Origin of the sequence: Streptomyces sp. NPDC048338 (assembly GCF_043201055.1) — a bacterium.
Taxonomy (GTDB): domain Bacteria; phylum Actinomycetota; class Actinomycetes; order Streptomycetales; family Streptomycetaceae; genus Streptomyces.
The window spans coordinates 325300-339008 of record NZ_JBICYQ010000007.1 but is presented as its reverse complement, the minus strand read 5'-3'; the positions used below and the strand labels follow the sequence as shown (position 1 = coordinate 339008).

General features: G+C 71.5%; 13 protein-coding genes. 8 read left to right on the top strand and 5 right to left on the bottom strand.

What is annotated here, in order from left to right; translation table 11 throughout:
- Positions 1-73 precede the first annotated feature (73 nt).
- The 4 genes from ACGFZF_RS18940 (at position 74) to ACGFZF_RS18925 (ending at position 5195) form a co-directional block, all read left to right on the top strand.
- Positions 74-1489, top strand: coding sequence for an extracellular solute-binding protein (locus ACGFZF_RS18940; protein ID WP_393555482.1), 1416 nt, complete (start codon positions 74-76; stop codon positions 1487-1489).
- A 123-nt stretch (positions 1490-1612) separates the two neighbouring features.
- Complete coding sequence (locus tag ACGFZF_RS18935; protein ID WP_393555480.1) at positions 1613-2572, top strand: carbohydrate ABC transporter permease; 960 nt, start codon at positions 1613-1615, stop codon at positions 2570-2572.
- Between the two features lie 16 nt (positions 2573-2588).
- Entirely contained in the window at positions 2589-3464 is an 876-nt protein-coding gene (locus tag ACGFZF_RS18930; RefSeq protein ID WP_393555478.1) for a carbohydrate ABC transporter permease, read from the top strand.
- A 126-nt stretch (positions 3465-3590) separates the two neighbouring features.
- Positions 3591-5195, top strand: coding sequence for a glycoside hydrolase family 13 protein (locus ACGFZF_RS18925; RefSeq protein ID WP_393555476.1), 1605 nt, complete (start codon positions 3591-3593; stop codon positions 5193-5195).
- A gap of 106 nt (positions 5196-5301) precedes the next feature.
- On the opposite strand, the gene ACGFZF_RS18920 is transcribed toward ACGFZF_RS18925, so the two are convergent.
- Positions 5302-6201 carry a substrate-binding domain-containing protein gene (locus tag ACGFZF_RS18920; protein ID WP_393555474.1) on the bottom strand — a complete coding sequence of 300 codons (900 nt, stop codon included), beginning with the start codon at positions 6199-6201 and terminating at the stop codon, positions 5302-5304.
- Between the two features lie 382 nt (positions 6202-6583).
- Here ACGFZF_RS18920 and ACGFZF_RS18915 point away from each other — a divergent pair, with 382 nt between their 5' ends.
- Positions 6584-8626: a glycosyl hydrolase family 28-related protein gene (locus tag ACGFZF_RS18915; RefSeq protein WP_393555472.1), complete on the top strand. Its 2043-nt coding sequence runs from the start codon at positions 6584-6586 to the stop codon at positions 8624-8626.
- Between the two features lie 80 nt (positions 8627-8706).
- On the opposite strand, the gene ACGFZF_RS18910 is transcribed toward ACGFZF_RS18915, so the two are convergent.
- Positions 8707-10314, bottom strand: a complete 1608-nt coding sequence (locus tag ACGFZF_RS18910) for an MFS transporter (protein ID WP_393555470.1) — start codon at positions 10312-10314, stop codon at positions 8707-8709.
- 137 nt (positions 10315-10451) lie between these two features.
- Between ACGFZF_RS18910 and ACGFZF_RS18905 the strand changes: the two genes are divergently transcribed.
- From ACGFZF_RS18905 to ACGFZF_RS18895, 3 genes are all read left to right on the top strand, one after another.
- Positions 10452-10892, top strand: a complete 441-nt coding sequence (locus ACGFZF_RS18905; RefSeq protein WP_393555468.1) for a MarR family winged helix-turn-helix transcriptional regulator — start codon at positions 10452-10454, stop codon at positions 10890-10892.
- 96 nt (positions 10893-10988) lie between these two features.
- On the top strand, positions 10989-11456 hold the full coding sequence (locus ACGFZF_RS18900) for a PadR family transcriptional regulator (RefSeq protein ID WP_393555466.1): 468 nt from the start codon (positions 10989-10991) through the stop codon (positions 11454-11456).
- A 177-nt stretch (positions 11457-11633) separates the two neighbouring features.
- The gene (locus tag ACGFZF_RS18895) at positions 11634-12293 is read left to right on the top strand and encodes a DUF4232 domain-containing protein (RefSeq protein ID WP_393555464.1); all 660 of its coding nucleotides are present in this window, start codon (positions 11634-11636) and stop codon (positions 12291-12293) included.
- An 89-nt stretch (positions 12294-12382) separates the two neighbouring features.
- On the opposite strand, the gene ACGFZF_RS18890 is transcribed toward ACGFZF_RS18895, so the two are convergent.
- The 3 genes from ACGFZF_RS18890 to ACGFZF_RS18880 all read right to left on the bottom strand — a co-directional run bounded on the left by ACGFZF_RS18890 (position 12383) and on the right by ACGFZF_RS18880 (position 13633).
- Positions 12383-12931 (bottom strand): GNAT family N-acetyltransferase, encoded by a 549-nt coding sequence (locus ACGFZF_RS18890; RefSeq protein ID WP_393555462.1) that lies wholly within the window; start codon positions 12929-12931, stop codon positions 12383-12385.
- 68 nt (positions 12932-12999) lie between these two features.
- Entirely contained in the window at positions 13000-13377 is a 378-nt protein-coding gene (locus ACGFZF_RS18885; RefSeq protein WP_393555460.1) for a toxin Doc, read from the bottom strand.
- A 4-nt stretch (positions 13378-13381) separates the two neighbouring features.
- Entirely contained in the window at positions 13382-13633 is a 252-nt protein-coding gene (locus ACGFZF_RS18880; protein WP_393555458.1) for an antitoxin MazE7, read from the bottom strand.
- Positions 13634-13709: the final 76 nt, after the last annotated feature.

Sequence of the window (13709 nt, the reverse complement as noted above, 5' to 3'; positions counted from 1 at the left end):
GTTGAGTGTGCGGCGCCCCACAACGCACCGGCGGTGGGGTGACCTCCACGTTCATGCCCGAAGGGGACCACCCATGAGAAGTGCCCGGTTCCGCCGTACGCGCCGCGCCAGCGCGGTCACCCTCGTCTCCGCGCTCACGCTGACCGCTCTGGCCGCCTGCGGCACGAGCAGCAGCAACAACGGCAGCGGCGGTTCCGAGGGCGGCGGGTCGTCCGACCCGGCCGCCCCGCTGGACCCGAAGACCAAGGTGACGCTCACCATCGACTGCATGCCTCCCACGGCGAAGGCGGCCGAGCTCAAGGAGTGGAAGGAGGACGTCGCCGAGTTCAACAAGACGTACCCGAACGTCACCATCGAGGGCCGCTCCACTCCCGGCCAGTGTCTGGAACCCCCGCGCTTCACCGCGATGCTCAAGGCAAAGTCGCAGCCGGACGTGTTCTACACGTACTTCACCGACCTGCCGCAGGTGCTCGACAACAACGGCGCCGCGGACATCACGGCGTACGTCAACGACAAGAGCGTCCCGCTCCTGAAGGACATCGACCCGAACGTCCTGGGCTCCCTCAAGCAGGACGGCAAGCTCTACGGCCTGCCCACCAGCAACTACACCATGGGCCTGCTCGTCAACCGCAAGCTCTTCCAGCAGGCCGGCCTGAACCCGGACATCCCGCCCCGCACCTGGGACGAGGTCCGCTCCGCCGCCAAGAAGATCGCGGGCCTGGGGAAGGGCATCGCGGGCTTCGGCGAGTACAGCGCCGGCAACACCGGCGGATGGCACTTCACCGCGCAGATGTACAGCCGCGGCGGCGAGGTCGTGGACGCCGGTGGCAAGAAGGCCGCGTTCAACAACGAGATCGGCAAGGAGGTCGCCGAGAACCTCCACGCCATGCGCTGGGAGGACGACAGCATGGGCAAGACCCAGCTGCTCCAGTGGGGCGACCTCCAGAAGCAGATCGCCACCGACAAGCTCGGCATGTTCCTCGCCGCGCCCGACGACATCGCGTACATGGTCCAGCAGTTGGGCGCCAAGTACGAGAACTTCGGCATGGGCCCGATCCCCGGCGAGAAGAGCACGCTGGCCGGCGGCAACAACTACATGATCAAGCAGGGCATATCCGGCGACAAGATCAAGGCCGCGGTCGCCTGGCTGAACTTCAAGAACCTCACCGTCGGCAAGGGCCAGTTCGCCTGGTCCCGCACCAAGCAGGACGGTCTGCCCGTCGGCGTTCCGCAGCCCAACTTCTGGCTGAACGAGTCCAAGACCACGGACGACGCCGCACGTGTCGAGCACGCGACGATGCCGGTCGCGAACTTCAAGTCGTTCATGGACAACCCCGTCCCGGGCAAGGCCGAGCCGCCGAAGGCCCAGGAGGTCTACAAGGTCCTGGACAACGTGATGTCGGGGATCCTCACCAACAAGAACGCCGACATCGCCAAGCTCCTCTCCACCGCCGAGACGCAGGTCAACCAGGTCCTCGCCAACGGGTGACCGGACACCGGCGGCGGGCGGCCGGTCCCGCCGCCCTCCGCCGGTCCGCCGCCCCGCAGGGGGCGGCCCGCACCCCGACCTCCGCACGACGACAACCCGGCAGACCAGCACCAAGGAGCGACGATGTCGGCCCCCAGCCTGACCCCGAGCAAGACGGGATCCCCCCGCCACTCCCCGCCGCGCGAGGCGGGCCCCGCCCCCACCGGCGGGCGGTTCGCCAAGAGCCTGCGGCGCAACCTCACCGCGCACGGATTCCTCATCGGTGCGGTCGTCTGCTTCGCCGTCTTCTCCTGGTACCCGATGGTCAGGGAGTTCTTCCTGGCCTTCCAGAAGACCGAGAGCGGCCGGACCACCTGGGTCGGACTGGACAACCTCACCACCGTCTTCAACGACCCGGCCTTCTGGCAGGCCTGGCGCAACACCCTGCTCTTCACGGTGCTCGCACTGGTCTTCGGCTTCGCCGTCCCGTTCGTCGTCGCCCTGGTCATCAACGAGTTCCACCACGGCAAGGGCTACCTGCGGCTCCTCGTCTACCTGCCGGTCATGCTGCCGCCGGTCGCCTCGGTCCTCCTCTTCAAGTACCTCTACGACCCCGGGTACGGCCTGCTCAACGAACTGCTCCGGTTCCTCCACCTGCCCGAGCAGCAGTGGCTCCAGGACCCCGACCTCTCGATGCTCTCCGTCGTCATCGCCTCGACCTGGATGAACATGGGCGGCGCCGCGCTCATCTACCTCGCGGCCCTCCAGGGCATCCCCGGGGAGCTGTACGAGGCCGCCGAACTCGACGGCGCGGGCATCCTGCGCAAGATCTGGCACGTCACCATCCCGCAGACGCGCCTCATCCTCTCGCTGATGCTGCTCATGCAGATCATCGCCACCATGCAGGTCTTCGTCGAACCGTTCCTGCTCACCGGCGGCGCCGGCCCCGAGGGATCGACCACGACCGTCGTCTACCTCATCTACCAGTACGCCTTCAACTTCAACAACTACGGTGCCGCCGCGGCGCTCGGCCTGCTCCTGCTCGTACTCCTCGCCGGATTCTCGGCGGCGTACGTCAAGCTCAGCCGCGCCGAGGACGAGTAGATCCGGGGAGACCAGCATGTCCACACGCACACTCATCTCACCGGCGCAGCTCGCCCGCCCCCGCGGCAAGGCCGTCTACCGGACCGTCTTCACCCTGGTCGTCGGCGGCTTCACCCTGGCGTTCCTCGGCCCGCTCTACTGGATGGTCTCCAGCGGCTTCAAGGACACCCAGGAAGTCGTCCAGACACCGCCGACCCTGGTCCCCGGATCGTTCGCGCCGGAGAACTACAGCCGCGCCTGGGAGGTCATGGACCTCTCCACCCTGCTGTTCAACACCCTCTACTACGCCTTCGGGGCACTGGCCTTCCAGCTCGTCCTCGACGTCGCGGCCGCCTACTCGCTCTCGAAGCTCCGGCCCGTCCTCGGCAAGGCCGTGCTCGGCATGATGCTCGCGACGCTGATGATCCCCGCGACCGTCCTCGTCGTGCCCCAGTACCTGACCGTGCTCGACGTGCCGATCGTGGAGCGCAACCTGCTCAACACACCCTGGGCGATCTGGCTGCCCTCGGTCACCAACGCCTTCAACATCTTCCTGCTCAAGCGCTTCTTCGACTCCATCCCGAAGGAACTCCTGGACGCCGCGTCCATGGACGGGGCGTCCCCGATGCGCACGCTGTGGTCGATCGTGCTGCCCATCTCGCGGCCGATCCTGGGAGTGGTGTCCATCTTCGCGGTCGTGGGCGTCTGGAAGGACTTCCTCTGGCCGATGCTCACCCTGCCCGACCCGTCGAAGCAGACGCTCAACGTCGGCATCTACTCGCTGTCCAACGGCGTCCCGGTGAACGTCCTGATCGCGGCCCTCACCATCGCCTCGCTGCCGACGCTGCTCATCTTCCTGGTCTTCCAGCGCAACATCATGAGCGGTCTCACCGCCGGCGGTCTCAAGGGCTGACCCGGCGCACCGCGCCGCAGCCGACACCGCCTCCGCACCCAGAAGCCTTCGCCGCCGGCCCGTCCCATGCCCCGCAGCAACCGGGCCGGCGGCGAAGAACCCCGACCTGCCCGAAAGGACCGTCACGTGGCAGCCCCTCACTCGTCCCGCACCGAAGACTGGTGGCGCGACGCCGTCATCTACCAGGTGTATCCCCGCAGTTTCGCCGACGGTGACGGTGACGGAACCGGGGATCTCGCGGGAGTCCGGGCGAGACTGCCCTACCTCGCCGAACTGGGCGTCGACGCCGTCTGGTTCACCCCGTGGTACCTCTCCCCACTGGTCGACGGCGGGTACGACGTGGCCGACTACCGCACCATCGACCCCACGTTCGGCACACTGGCCGAGGCGGAGAAGCTCATCGCCGAGGCCCGCGGACTCGGCATCCGGGTGATCGTCGACATCGTCCCGAACCATGTCTCCGACCAGCACGCCTGGTTCCGCGCGGCGCTGGACGCCGGCCCCGGCAGCGCCGAGCGCGAGCTGTTCCACTTCCGGCCGGGCCGCGGCGAGCACGGCGAACTGCCGCCCAACGACTGGCCCTCCCAGTTCTCCGGACGGACCTGGACCCGCGTCGATGACGGGGAGTGGTACCTGCACCTCTTCACCCCCGAACAGCCCGACCTCAACTGGGCCCACCCGGCGGTCCGCCGTGAACACGAGGAGGTCCTGCGCTTCTGGTTCGAGCGCGGTGTCGCCGGCGTTCGGATCGACTCCGCCGCGCTGCTCGCCAAGGACCCGGCACTGGCCGACTTCGAGGAGGGCGTCGACCCCCACCCGTACATCGACCAGGACGAACTCCACGACATCTACCGCTCCTGGCGCGCGATAGCCGACGAGTACGGCGGCGTGTTCGTCGGCGAGGTCTGGCTCCCCGACTCCGAGCGCTTCGCCCGCTACCTGCGCCCCGACGAGCTGCACACCGCCTTCAACTTCAATTTCCTCTCCTGCCCCTGGGAACCGGACCGGCTGCGCCGGACCATCGACGACACCCTGGCCGAGCACGCCCCGGTCGGCGCCCCCGCCACCTGGGTGCTGTGCAACCACGACGTCACCCGGACCGTCACCCGATACGGCCGCACCGACACCGGCTTCGACTTCGCCACGAAGACCTTCGGCACGCCCACGGACCTCGGCCTCGGCACCCGCCGCGCCCGCGCCGCGGCCCTGCTCACCCTCGCCCTGCCCGGCTCCGTCTACGTCTACCAGGGCGAGGAACTGGGCCTGCCCGAGGCCGAGATCCCCCTCGACCGCATCCAGGACCCCATGCACGCCCGCTCCGGCGGCACCGACCCGGGGCGCGACGGCTGCCGGGTCCCGCTGCCCTGGTCCGCCGAGGCGCCCTCCTACGGATTCGGCGCGACGACCGAGCCGTGGCTGCCGCAGCCCGCGGACTGGGCCGAATACGCCGTGGACCGCCAGCACACCGACCCGGACTCGATGCTCACGCTCTACCGCGAGGCCCTGCGGCAGCGGCGCAGCGGCGCGGGGTTCGGGGACGGCCCGCTGAACTGGCTGCCGGCCCCGGACGGCGTCCTCGCCTTCGCCCGGACCGACGGCCTGGTCTGCGTCGTCAACCTCGTCGCGAGCCCCGCGGACCTGCCGCCGCACGACGAACTGCTGCTCGCCAGCGGTGCGCTGGACGCCGACGGACGGCTGCCCGCGGACACGGCGGTCTGGCTGCGCAGCTGACCCCGGCCGCCCGCCACCGCTCCCTTCGTCCTCCCGCCCTGCCCGCGCCTCCCGACAGGGGCGCGGGCAGGGTTTCGGCGTGCCCGGCGTGCCCGGCCGTTCGGCGTCAGGCGGCGGGAGCCCGGGGGCGGCCGGTGGACTCACGGACGATCAGCTCGGGATCGATCACGGTCTCGTCCGCGGACGCCGTCGGCGTGTCCATCTGCGCGCAGAGCAGGTCCACGGCCGCGAGCGCCATCACCTCGACCGGCTGCCGGATCGTCGTCAGCGGCGGGCTCGTGCACTTCATGTACAGGGAGTCGTCGTAGCCGACCACCGACACGTCGTGCGGGACGTGCAGCCCGGCCCGCCGTACCGCCCGGATGGCGCCCAGGGCCAGCGGGTCGCTCGCGCACAGCACCGCCGTGACACCCGCCCGCAGCAGCGGCGCGGCCACGGCCTGACCGGCCTCCAGCGAGAACGCCGTCCGCGCGACGAGGGACGGGTCGACCCCGAGCTCCCGGGCCCGTACCGCCTTGCGTTCGGAGGGCAGATGACTGCGCGGGCCCAGGATCAGCCCGATCCGCTCGTGGCCGAGCGAGGTCAGGTGCCGCCAGCCGAGTTCGGTCGCGGTCTCGTCGCAGCACACCACCCGGGGAAAGGGCAGTCCCGGCACGCCGGCGTTGAAGAGTGCCACCGGCAGGCTGAGCCGGGCGAGTCGGCGGTAGTGCTCGTGCGGCGCGTCCGCGAACGCGTAGTGCCCGCCGGCGAAGACGATCCCGGAGAACCGCTGTCGGAGCAGGAAGTCGACGAACGCGGGCTCGGAACTCCCGCCGCGCGACTGCGCGCACAGGACGGGGGTGAAGCCCCGCCGGGTCAGTTCGGAGCTGACGGCCTCGGTGATCGCCGGGAAGACGGCGTTCTGCAGGTCCGGTGTCACGAGCCCGATCAGCCGGGGGCCGGTGGGACGGTGACGTGTCATCGCGGTCGCACGGATCGGCCGCAGGCGCGGTCCGGGAAGGGTCATGGGGAGTCCTTGCGGCGGGGAGCGGGAGCGGGAGCGGGAGCGGCGAGCCGGGCCGGAGAGAGCCGGACCGTTCGGGCGGGGCGGGTGACGGGCGGGACAGCGAGGCCGGGGCCCTTTCGTACGGGAACGGGGCGACCTCGGCCCCCGACGGGGGCGCCCGGCGCCTCAGCGGTGGAGGAGGGCGAAGAGCCCGCGGCGGGAGCGAATGCCGTACGAGCCATCGATGGCTGCAACAGTGATTCACTATGCCGCAGAATTCTGCTGTGGTTACGCAATTTTGCGACCAAAGTCTTGTGGAGTGCGAGGCGCGGCCCTAATGTCCCAACGCCGCCGGTGTGCCGTACGCCGCGCGATCCTCACCGCCCGACAGAAGCGAGCCCCGATGTTCCCGAGCCGCGCCCCCTCCCGCGCCCGCACCGGCAGGAGAACCACCGTCCTCGTCTGCGCTCTCCTCGTCCTCGGGGTGACGGTCGACGGCGTCGCCACCGCCTCGTCCACGCCCCGCCCCGGATCACCCGCGGGGACGGGACCGGTCGTGACCCGGGCGGCCCTCGACCCGGCCCTGGTCGAAGGACGCGGCGCCGACGTCGCCTTCGACGAGCAGGAGGCGGAGAACGCCCGGACCGACGGCACCGTCGTCGGACCCGACCGGACGCCGTACACCCTCGCCTCCGAGGCGTCCGGCCGCACAGCGGTCCGGCTCACCCCGGGCCGGTACGTCGAGTTCGTCCTGCCCCGTGCGGCCAACGCCCTGACGGTCCGTTACAGCATCCCGGACGCCCCCGAGGGCGGCGGCATCACCGCGCCCCTGGACGTCACGGTGAACGGCGGTCACCGCCGGGTCATGACCCTCACCTCCCAGTACTCCTGGCTGTACAACCAGTACCCCTTCACCAACGACCCCCGCGCGGACCTGCTCCACCCCGACTGGTGGACCACCGAGTGCTCCTGCGTCCCGGCGGCCACCTCGCCGACACCGGCCTTCGGCAAGCCCTTCCGTCCCACGCACTTCTACGACGAGCAGCGTCTGCTCCTGGGCCGGACCCACCGCGCCGGAGATCGCGTACGCCTGACCGTCCCCGAGGGGAGCCCCGCCGCCTGGACCGTCATCGACCTGCTCGACACGGAGCTGGTCGGACGCCCGCACGTCGACCTCCGCGCGGTCGACGTCCGCGCCTTCGGCGCCGACCCGACCGGCCGGCGCGACGCCGCGCCCGCCATCGAACGGGCCATCGCCTTCGCCAAGCGCACCGGGAGGAGCGTTCACCTGCCGCCCGGCACGTTCCAGGTCAACCGCCACATCGTCGTGGACGACGTCACGATCACCGGCGCCGGCAGCTGGTACACCGTCGTCAAGGGCCGCCAGGTCGCCCTGGACCCGCCCGCCCCCGACGGCTCGACCCACACCGGGGTCGGCTTCTACGGCCGGAGCGCGGCGGAGGGCGGAAGCCGCGACGTCCACCTGTCCGGCTTCGCGATCGAGGGCGACGTGCGCGAGCGCGTGGACACCGACCAGGTCAACGCCATCGGCGGGGCGATGAGCGACTCGACCGTCGACGGCCTCTACCTGCACCACACCAAGGTCGGCCTCTGGTTCGACGGCCCGATGGCGCGGGTGAAGGTCACGAACAACGTCATCGCCGACCAGATCGCCGACGCGCTCAACCTCCACACCGGCGTGACCGATTCCGAGGTCCGCAACAACTTCGTCCGCAACACCGGCGACGACGGCCTGGCCATGTGGTCGGACCGGACAGCCGACGCGAACAACACCTTCGCCCGCAACACCGTCCAGTCGCCGACCCTCGCCAACGGGATCGCGATCTACGGAGGCCGGGACAACACCGTCAGCGGCAACCTGGTCGCCGACCCGGTCCGCGAGGGCAGCGGGCTGCACGCCGGCTCCCGCTTCGGCGCCGAGCCCTTCACCGGGACCCTCCGCTTCACCGGCAACACCGCCGTGCGGTCCGGCACGCTCGACCTCAACTGGAAGATCGGCCTCGGCGCGATCTGGTTCTACGCCCTCGACCGGAGCATCGACGCCGACGTCCGGGTCACCGGCGACCACTACCTCGACAGCACCTACAACGCGATGATGCTGGTCAGCGAGTTCGGCGTGAAGGACGAGGTCGACATCCCGGCCGTCCACTTCAAGGACGTACGCGTCGACGGAACCGGCACCTCCGTGCTGAGCGCCCGGGTCAAGGGCTCCGCCACCTTCGAGAACGTCGACGCGCGGGGCGTGGGCGCCGTCGCCGTCAACAACTGCGGCTCGTTCAACTTCCCCGCCACCGGGTCGGAGTTCGGTCTCACCGACCGGGGCGGCAACGACGGCGGCTGGCTCGCCGACCGGCTGCTGCCCAACACCATCACCTGCGACGACCGCCCGCCCGTGGTGGTGCCCCCGCCGCCGTCCCGCTGGTGAACCGCACGCGGGCGCCCCGCCGGAGCATCTCCGGCGGGGCGCCCGCGTCCTGCTCGGTCCCCTCGTCCCCGGACCGCAGGTCAGCGCACCGAGGCCGCCCCGGCGGGCTCGGCCGTTGCGCCGGCCCCGGCCGGATCACCGGTCGCGGCCGTCACGGCGGCGACGTCCTCGCCCTCGGCGCCGTCCGTGGTCTTCGTACCCTCCGTGTGCCGCGCGCTCGCGGCGACGGGAGTCGGCGCGGCGGTGGCCTCGGCCCGGGGGCCGTGCTGCCCGCGCAGGCCGAACCGGGCTATCACCGCGACGAGCGCGAAGGCGACGGCCCCGATGCCGAACGTGAGCGTGAAGCCGGACTCGGCCGGCAGCGGCGGTACGCCCGCGGGCAGGTGCTCGACGGTCTTCGAGGCCAGGATCGTGGTGACGACGGCGCTGCCGATCGCGCTGCCCGTGGAGCGGGAGATCGAGTTGATGCCGTTGGCGATGCCGCTCTGGTGGTGCGGGACGCTCGACATGATCACGGCGGGCATGGCGGCGTAGCCGAAGCTGACGGCCGCGCCGACGACGAGACCGGCGCCGATCACCGAGAAGGTGTGGCCGTGGTCGAGGGCGAGCCAGGCGAAGCCGACCGCGCCGAAGGCGGCGGCCAGGCCGAGCGCGAACCGGGGACCGCGACCGCGGACGATCCGGCCGCCGACGGGGGAGGCGAGCAGCGAGACGATCGCGCCCGGCAGCAGGAACTCCACGGAGGCCCGCAGGATGGACGCGTCGAAGCCGAAGCCGGTGAGCGCCTGGGGCATCTGCACGAGGTAGGAGACGCCCAGGAAGTTCGCGAACATGCCGAAGCCGACGAGGATGCCCGCGAGGTTGGCCATCAGCACGGGGCGGTGGACGAACATGCGCATGTCGACGAGCGGCTCGCGGACCTTGCGCTCGACCAGGACCCACAGGGCGGTGACCACGACCGCGCCGGCGAAGCTGCCCAGCGTCCGGCCGGAGGCCCAGCCCCACTCGTGGCCCTGGGAGATCGGCAGCAGGAGCAGCAGCAGCGCGACGCCGAGCGTCAGCGCGCCGAGGAAGTCCGTGCGGCCACCGGTCTTGTGCCGGGTCGCCGGGACGAGGAAGAGGACGGCGAGAAGGGCCAGGACGGCGAAACCGGTCGCCATCCAGAAGGCGTCGCGGTAGTCGGCGCCGGCGCCGGAGGTGAGCAGGCCGGTCGCGACGAGGGCCAGGCCGCTGCCGAACGCGAGTGTGCCGCTGACGAGCGCCATGGCTCCCGGCAGCTTCTGCGGGCGGACCTCCTCGCGCAGGACGGAGAGGGCCAGCGGGAAGATCGCGGTGGCGGCGCCCTGGAGCACCCGGCCCAGGACCAGCAGGGGCAGGGACGTCGCGAGCGCGGCGACGACGGATCCCGCCACCATCACCACGAGCACGCCGACCAGGGTGGGCTTCTTGCCGTGCTGGTCGCCGAAGCGGCCGAGCAGCGGCGTGAAGACCGCCGCGGACAGCAGCGTGGCGGTGGTGACCCAGCTGACCTCGGCGGTCGAGGCGCCGAGGTCGTCGCGGATCAGTCCCAGGATCGGGACCGGCAGGGTCTGCATCATCGACACGACCATGGCGGCGAGGCTCAGGGCGAAGACGACGATCGTCTCGCTCCTGCGCCCGGCGGTGACGGAGGCGGAGGCGGGGCTCATGGCGGAGGGGACCTTCTCGAAGATTCAGGGCGTAGATGTTTGAGAACATCAAGTACTTCGTCGACGGTAGAGGTCGATAGTTAAGGAGGTCAAGTAAACAATTGATAATGTGAAGCATCGGTCGTACCCTTGCCCGTATGAGCGCCACCGCCCCGCAGGCCCCGACCAAGCTCCAGCTCCTGGAACTGCTCGCCGTGATCGGCACCGCGCAGTGGCGCGACTTCGCGACCGCCGCCGCCCGCCACGGCCTGACCTCCACCCAGGCCAAGGTCCTCGCGCAGCTCGACGGCCCGGTGCCCATGCGCGGCCTCGCCACCCGGCTCGTGTGCGACGCGTCCAACGTCACCGGGATCGTGGACCGCCTGGAGGCCCGCGAACTGGTCCGGCGTGAGGCCGACCCCTCGGACCGCCGTGTGAAGAACGTCGTCGCCACCGACGCCGGCCGCGACGTCATCCGCCGCGTGCGCGAGGAGATGCAGGCCACGCACACCGCGCTCGACACCTTGGACGAGGCCGAGAGCGCCACCCTCCACGCCCTGCTGGAGCGCCTGCGCCCCACGATGGAGAAGAACGCCTGAGCCGTCCGCCGGCGGCACCGTCCGCCGCGGGCCCGGCCCACCCCTCGTCCGACCGTGCGCGCCACCGCGCCGGCGGCGCCGCGATACGGTCGCCGCATGCCCGAAGCCCGGTTGACCACGCCCTCGTTCCTCGTCCTCGGCATCGTCGACAAACCGGGTGAGGCGAGCCCGTACGACGTCAAGGTCGAGGCCGCCCGGACCGTCGCCCCGTTCTGGTCGATGCCGCACGCGCAGGTGTACACGCAGTGCGACCGCCTCCTGGAGGCGGGCCTGTTCTCGGAGACCCGGCAGAGCGGCGGGCGCAACCGGCGGCTGATGCGTCTCACCGACGCCGGCCGCGCCGCGTTGCGCGGCTGGCTCGACGACCCCGCCTTCGTGCCCGTCGAGGCGCGCGAACGCGGCATCCTCAAGCTCTGGTTCGGCGCGCGCCCGCAGGACCTGGCCCCGTGCAGCTCGACGAGCACCGCCGCACCCTGGCCGCCTACGAGGAACTCGCCGACGAGGTGGGGGAACTGCTCACCTCGGGGCAGCGGGGCGCGCTGGAGTAAGGCGGCCGGGAGCTGACGGCGGGGGCGGCCCTGCTGTCCGCCGTCGTGCCATGGCCGGCCCGGGGTGTGACGCGCGGATGACCGTGGTGATTTCGGCAAGACATCGTCACCAACCTGTGAAGTTTCTGCGGGACGCTGGAGCTCAGCTCGGCTCCATCGCGCAGTTCGCGCTTCACCATCGGGGGACACCATCATGAGCACCGTTCGCAGAGCAGCCGCAGTCCTCGTCGCCGTGTCCGCGCTCGCCCTGACGGCCTGTGGGCCGACCGACGACGGCGCGGCCGGCTCGGGCGGCGGAGCCGGCAGCCCGTCGGTGACGCCGACGAAGACCGCGACGCCGACGAAGGCCCCGCTCCCGTCGAAGCCGGCGACCCCCTCGGCGACCCCGGACAAGGGGACGTCCGGGGGCGGCGGCGGATCGTCCACCGACCCGGACTACGACGTCTTCCCGTGCAGCACCTTCGACGTGACGTTCACCGCGAGCCTGGCGGAGCCCACGACCAGCAGCTACCTGCTGAAGATCACCAACAAGGGCGGCAAGCCGTGCCGGGTCCTGGGCCACCCGGTCGTCACCTTCGGCGACCTGGACGGCCAGGCCACCGAGCGGGGTACGGCCCCCGGGATCGAGGAGGCGATCAGGCTCGCGCCCGGCCAGTCCGCCTACGCCGGCCTCATGGGCGGCCCCAAGGACGGCAAGGGCAAGACGGTCGACTCGATCCGGATGACGATGACCACCGACTCGGACCTGGAGCAGAAGCCGCTCAAGGCGTCGACCCCGGGTCTGAACGTCTCGCCGGACAAGAACTCGGTGACGGCCTGGATGACGAACGCGGAGGACGCGCTCAGCCTCTGAGCACCCGCGGGGCCGCCCCGGTGCGGGCTTCGGTCCGTACCCCGCCCGGGGTCGAGCCCCGCGCGGGCGCGCGGCCCCGGCCTCCCGCGTCACGCCCCCGCGATGGCCGGCCGGTCGATGCGGTAGACGTAGTGCAGCCGGTCGTCGACCGGGTTGTCCGGTTCCAGCTCGCCCTCGGCGACCCGGACGAAGCCGGCCTTCTCCAGGGCCCGCCAGGACGCCCGGTTCGCCGCCACGACGGGGACGACGACGGCGGGGCACTGCGGATGGTCGCGCCAGGTGCGCGCGACCATGGCCCGGACGATCCGGGGGCCGAGGCCCTGCCCGGTGCACGCCGGGTCGCCGATCAGATAGTCGACGGTCGCCGCGGCCGGCGGCACCTCCATCACCCCGGCCATCTCCTCCAGGTACTCCGGATAGTCGCCCCACAGGCACCGCTGCACCAGGCCCACCGGGGTGCCCTCCAGCAGGGCGAGCCAGTCCTCGGCGGGCTCCTCCCCACGGGCGACCGGCCCGAAGTCGCGGGCCACGGCGGCGGCGGACGTCTCGTGGTTCCACCAGCGGGCGACGTGCGGCTCCGCCAGCCACCGCCGGAGCAGGGGGAAGTCCGCCTCGGTGACCCGGCGCCAGGTGATCATGACGACTCCTCGGACATCGACACTCCTCCACGGCGGTCGCCGCAGGGCTTCCGGGCGATCCGGATCTCTCAGGGCAGGCGCCAGGACCGGAGGCGGTCGGCCACCCCGAACACGTCCAGGCGCAGCGCGCGGATCTCGTGGATCAGGTCGCGCCACGGCTCGTAGGCGGTGTCGACGCGTTGCCCGGAGGCCTCCAGGTAGGCGACGGCGAGACCGTAGCCGTACAACTCGTTGCGGGCGGGCAGCGGCCGGAGCAGGACGCACTCCTCCAGGAACACCGCGGCCCGCCAGAAGGCGTCCGGGTCGGCCCGGTCCAGGCGCGGCGTGTTCACCCGGTGCCGGGTGGCCATGCCGACCAGCACCGACAGGTCGTCCACGGTCAGATCCGCGCGGAGGATGTCCTCCTGGCGGGCCAGGAGCCAGCGGTGGTCGACGAGCAGCTCCACCGGATCAGGCCGCCCGGGAGACCGGGTGGCCGGCGGCCTCGGGGAGCCCGCCGAAGTCGGTGTCGAAGCGGTCCGCGACCCCCGGCGCGGCGATGGCGCGACGGAACGCGGCGGTCGCCGTGTCCAGCTGCCGCTCCTGCTCCTTCTCCACGGCCAGCTGCGCCAGGTAGTCCTTCATCGACATGCCCGCGCCGTCGGCCAGGGCCTTGAGCCGGTCCCGCGTCGCGTCGTCGATCTTGACGGTCGTGTCAGCCATGAGCCGAGTATGCCGCGCGGTATACGGGCGCGGCTACCGCCTTCGCCGCTTCACTCCGGCCACCGGGCCCGACCCG

What these genes read in the sequence shown, in the direction of transcription:
- ACGFZF_RS18940 (WP_393555482.1), top strand. Translation starts at nt 74, where the DNA reads ATGAGAAGTGCCCGGTTCCGCCGTACGCGCCGCGCCAGCGCGGTCACC.
- ACGFZF_RS18935 (WP_393555480.1), top strand. Translation starts at nt 1,613, where the DNA reads ATGTCGGCCCCCAGCCTGACCCCGAGCAAGACGGGATCCCCCCGCCAC.
- ACGFZF_RS18930 (WP_393555478.1), top strand. Translation starts at nt 2,589, where the DNA reads ATGTCCACACGCACACTCATCTCACCGGCGCAGCTCGCCCGCCCCCGC.
- ACGFZF_RS18920 (WP_393555474.1), bottom strand. Translation starts at nt 6,201, where the DNA reads ATGACCCTTCCCGGACCGCGCCTGCGGCCGATCCGTGCGACCGCGATG.
- ACGFZF_RS18915 (WP_393555472.1), top strand. Translation starts at nt 6,584, where the DNA reads ATGTTCCCGAGCCGCGCCCCCTCCCGCGCCCGCACCGGCAGGAGAACC.
- ACGFZF_RS18910 (WP_393555470.1), bottom strand. Translation starts at nt 10,314, where the DNA reads ATGAGCCCCGCCTCCGCCTCCGTCACCGCCGGGCGCAGGAGCGAGACG.
- ACGFZF_RS18905 (WP_393555468.1), top strand. Translation starts at nt 10,452, where the DNA reads ATGAGCGCCACCGCCCCGCAGGCCCCGACCAAGCTCCAGCTCCTGGAA.
- ACGFZF_RS18900 (WP_393555466.1), top strand. Translation starts at nt 10,989, where the DNA reads ATGCCCGAAGCCCGGTTGACCACGCCCTCGTTCCTCGTCCTCGGCATC.
- ACGFZF_RS18895 (WP_393555464.1), top strand. Translation starts at nt 11,634, where the DNA reads ATGAGCACCGTTCGCAGAGCAGCCGCAGTCCTCGTCGCCGTGTCCGCG.
- ACGFZF_RS18890 (WP_393555462.1), bottom strand. Translation starts at nt 12,931, where the DNA reads ATGATCACCTGGCGCCGGGTCACCGAGGCGGACTTCCCCCTGCTCCGG.
- ACGFZF_RS18880 (WP_393555458.1), bottom strand. Translation starts at nt 13,633, where the DNA reads ATGGCTGACACGACCGTCAAGATCGACGACGCGACGCGGGACCGGCTC.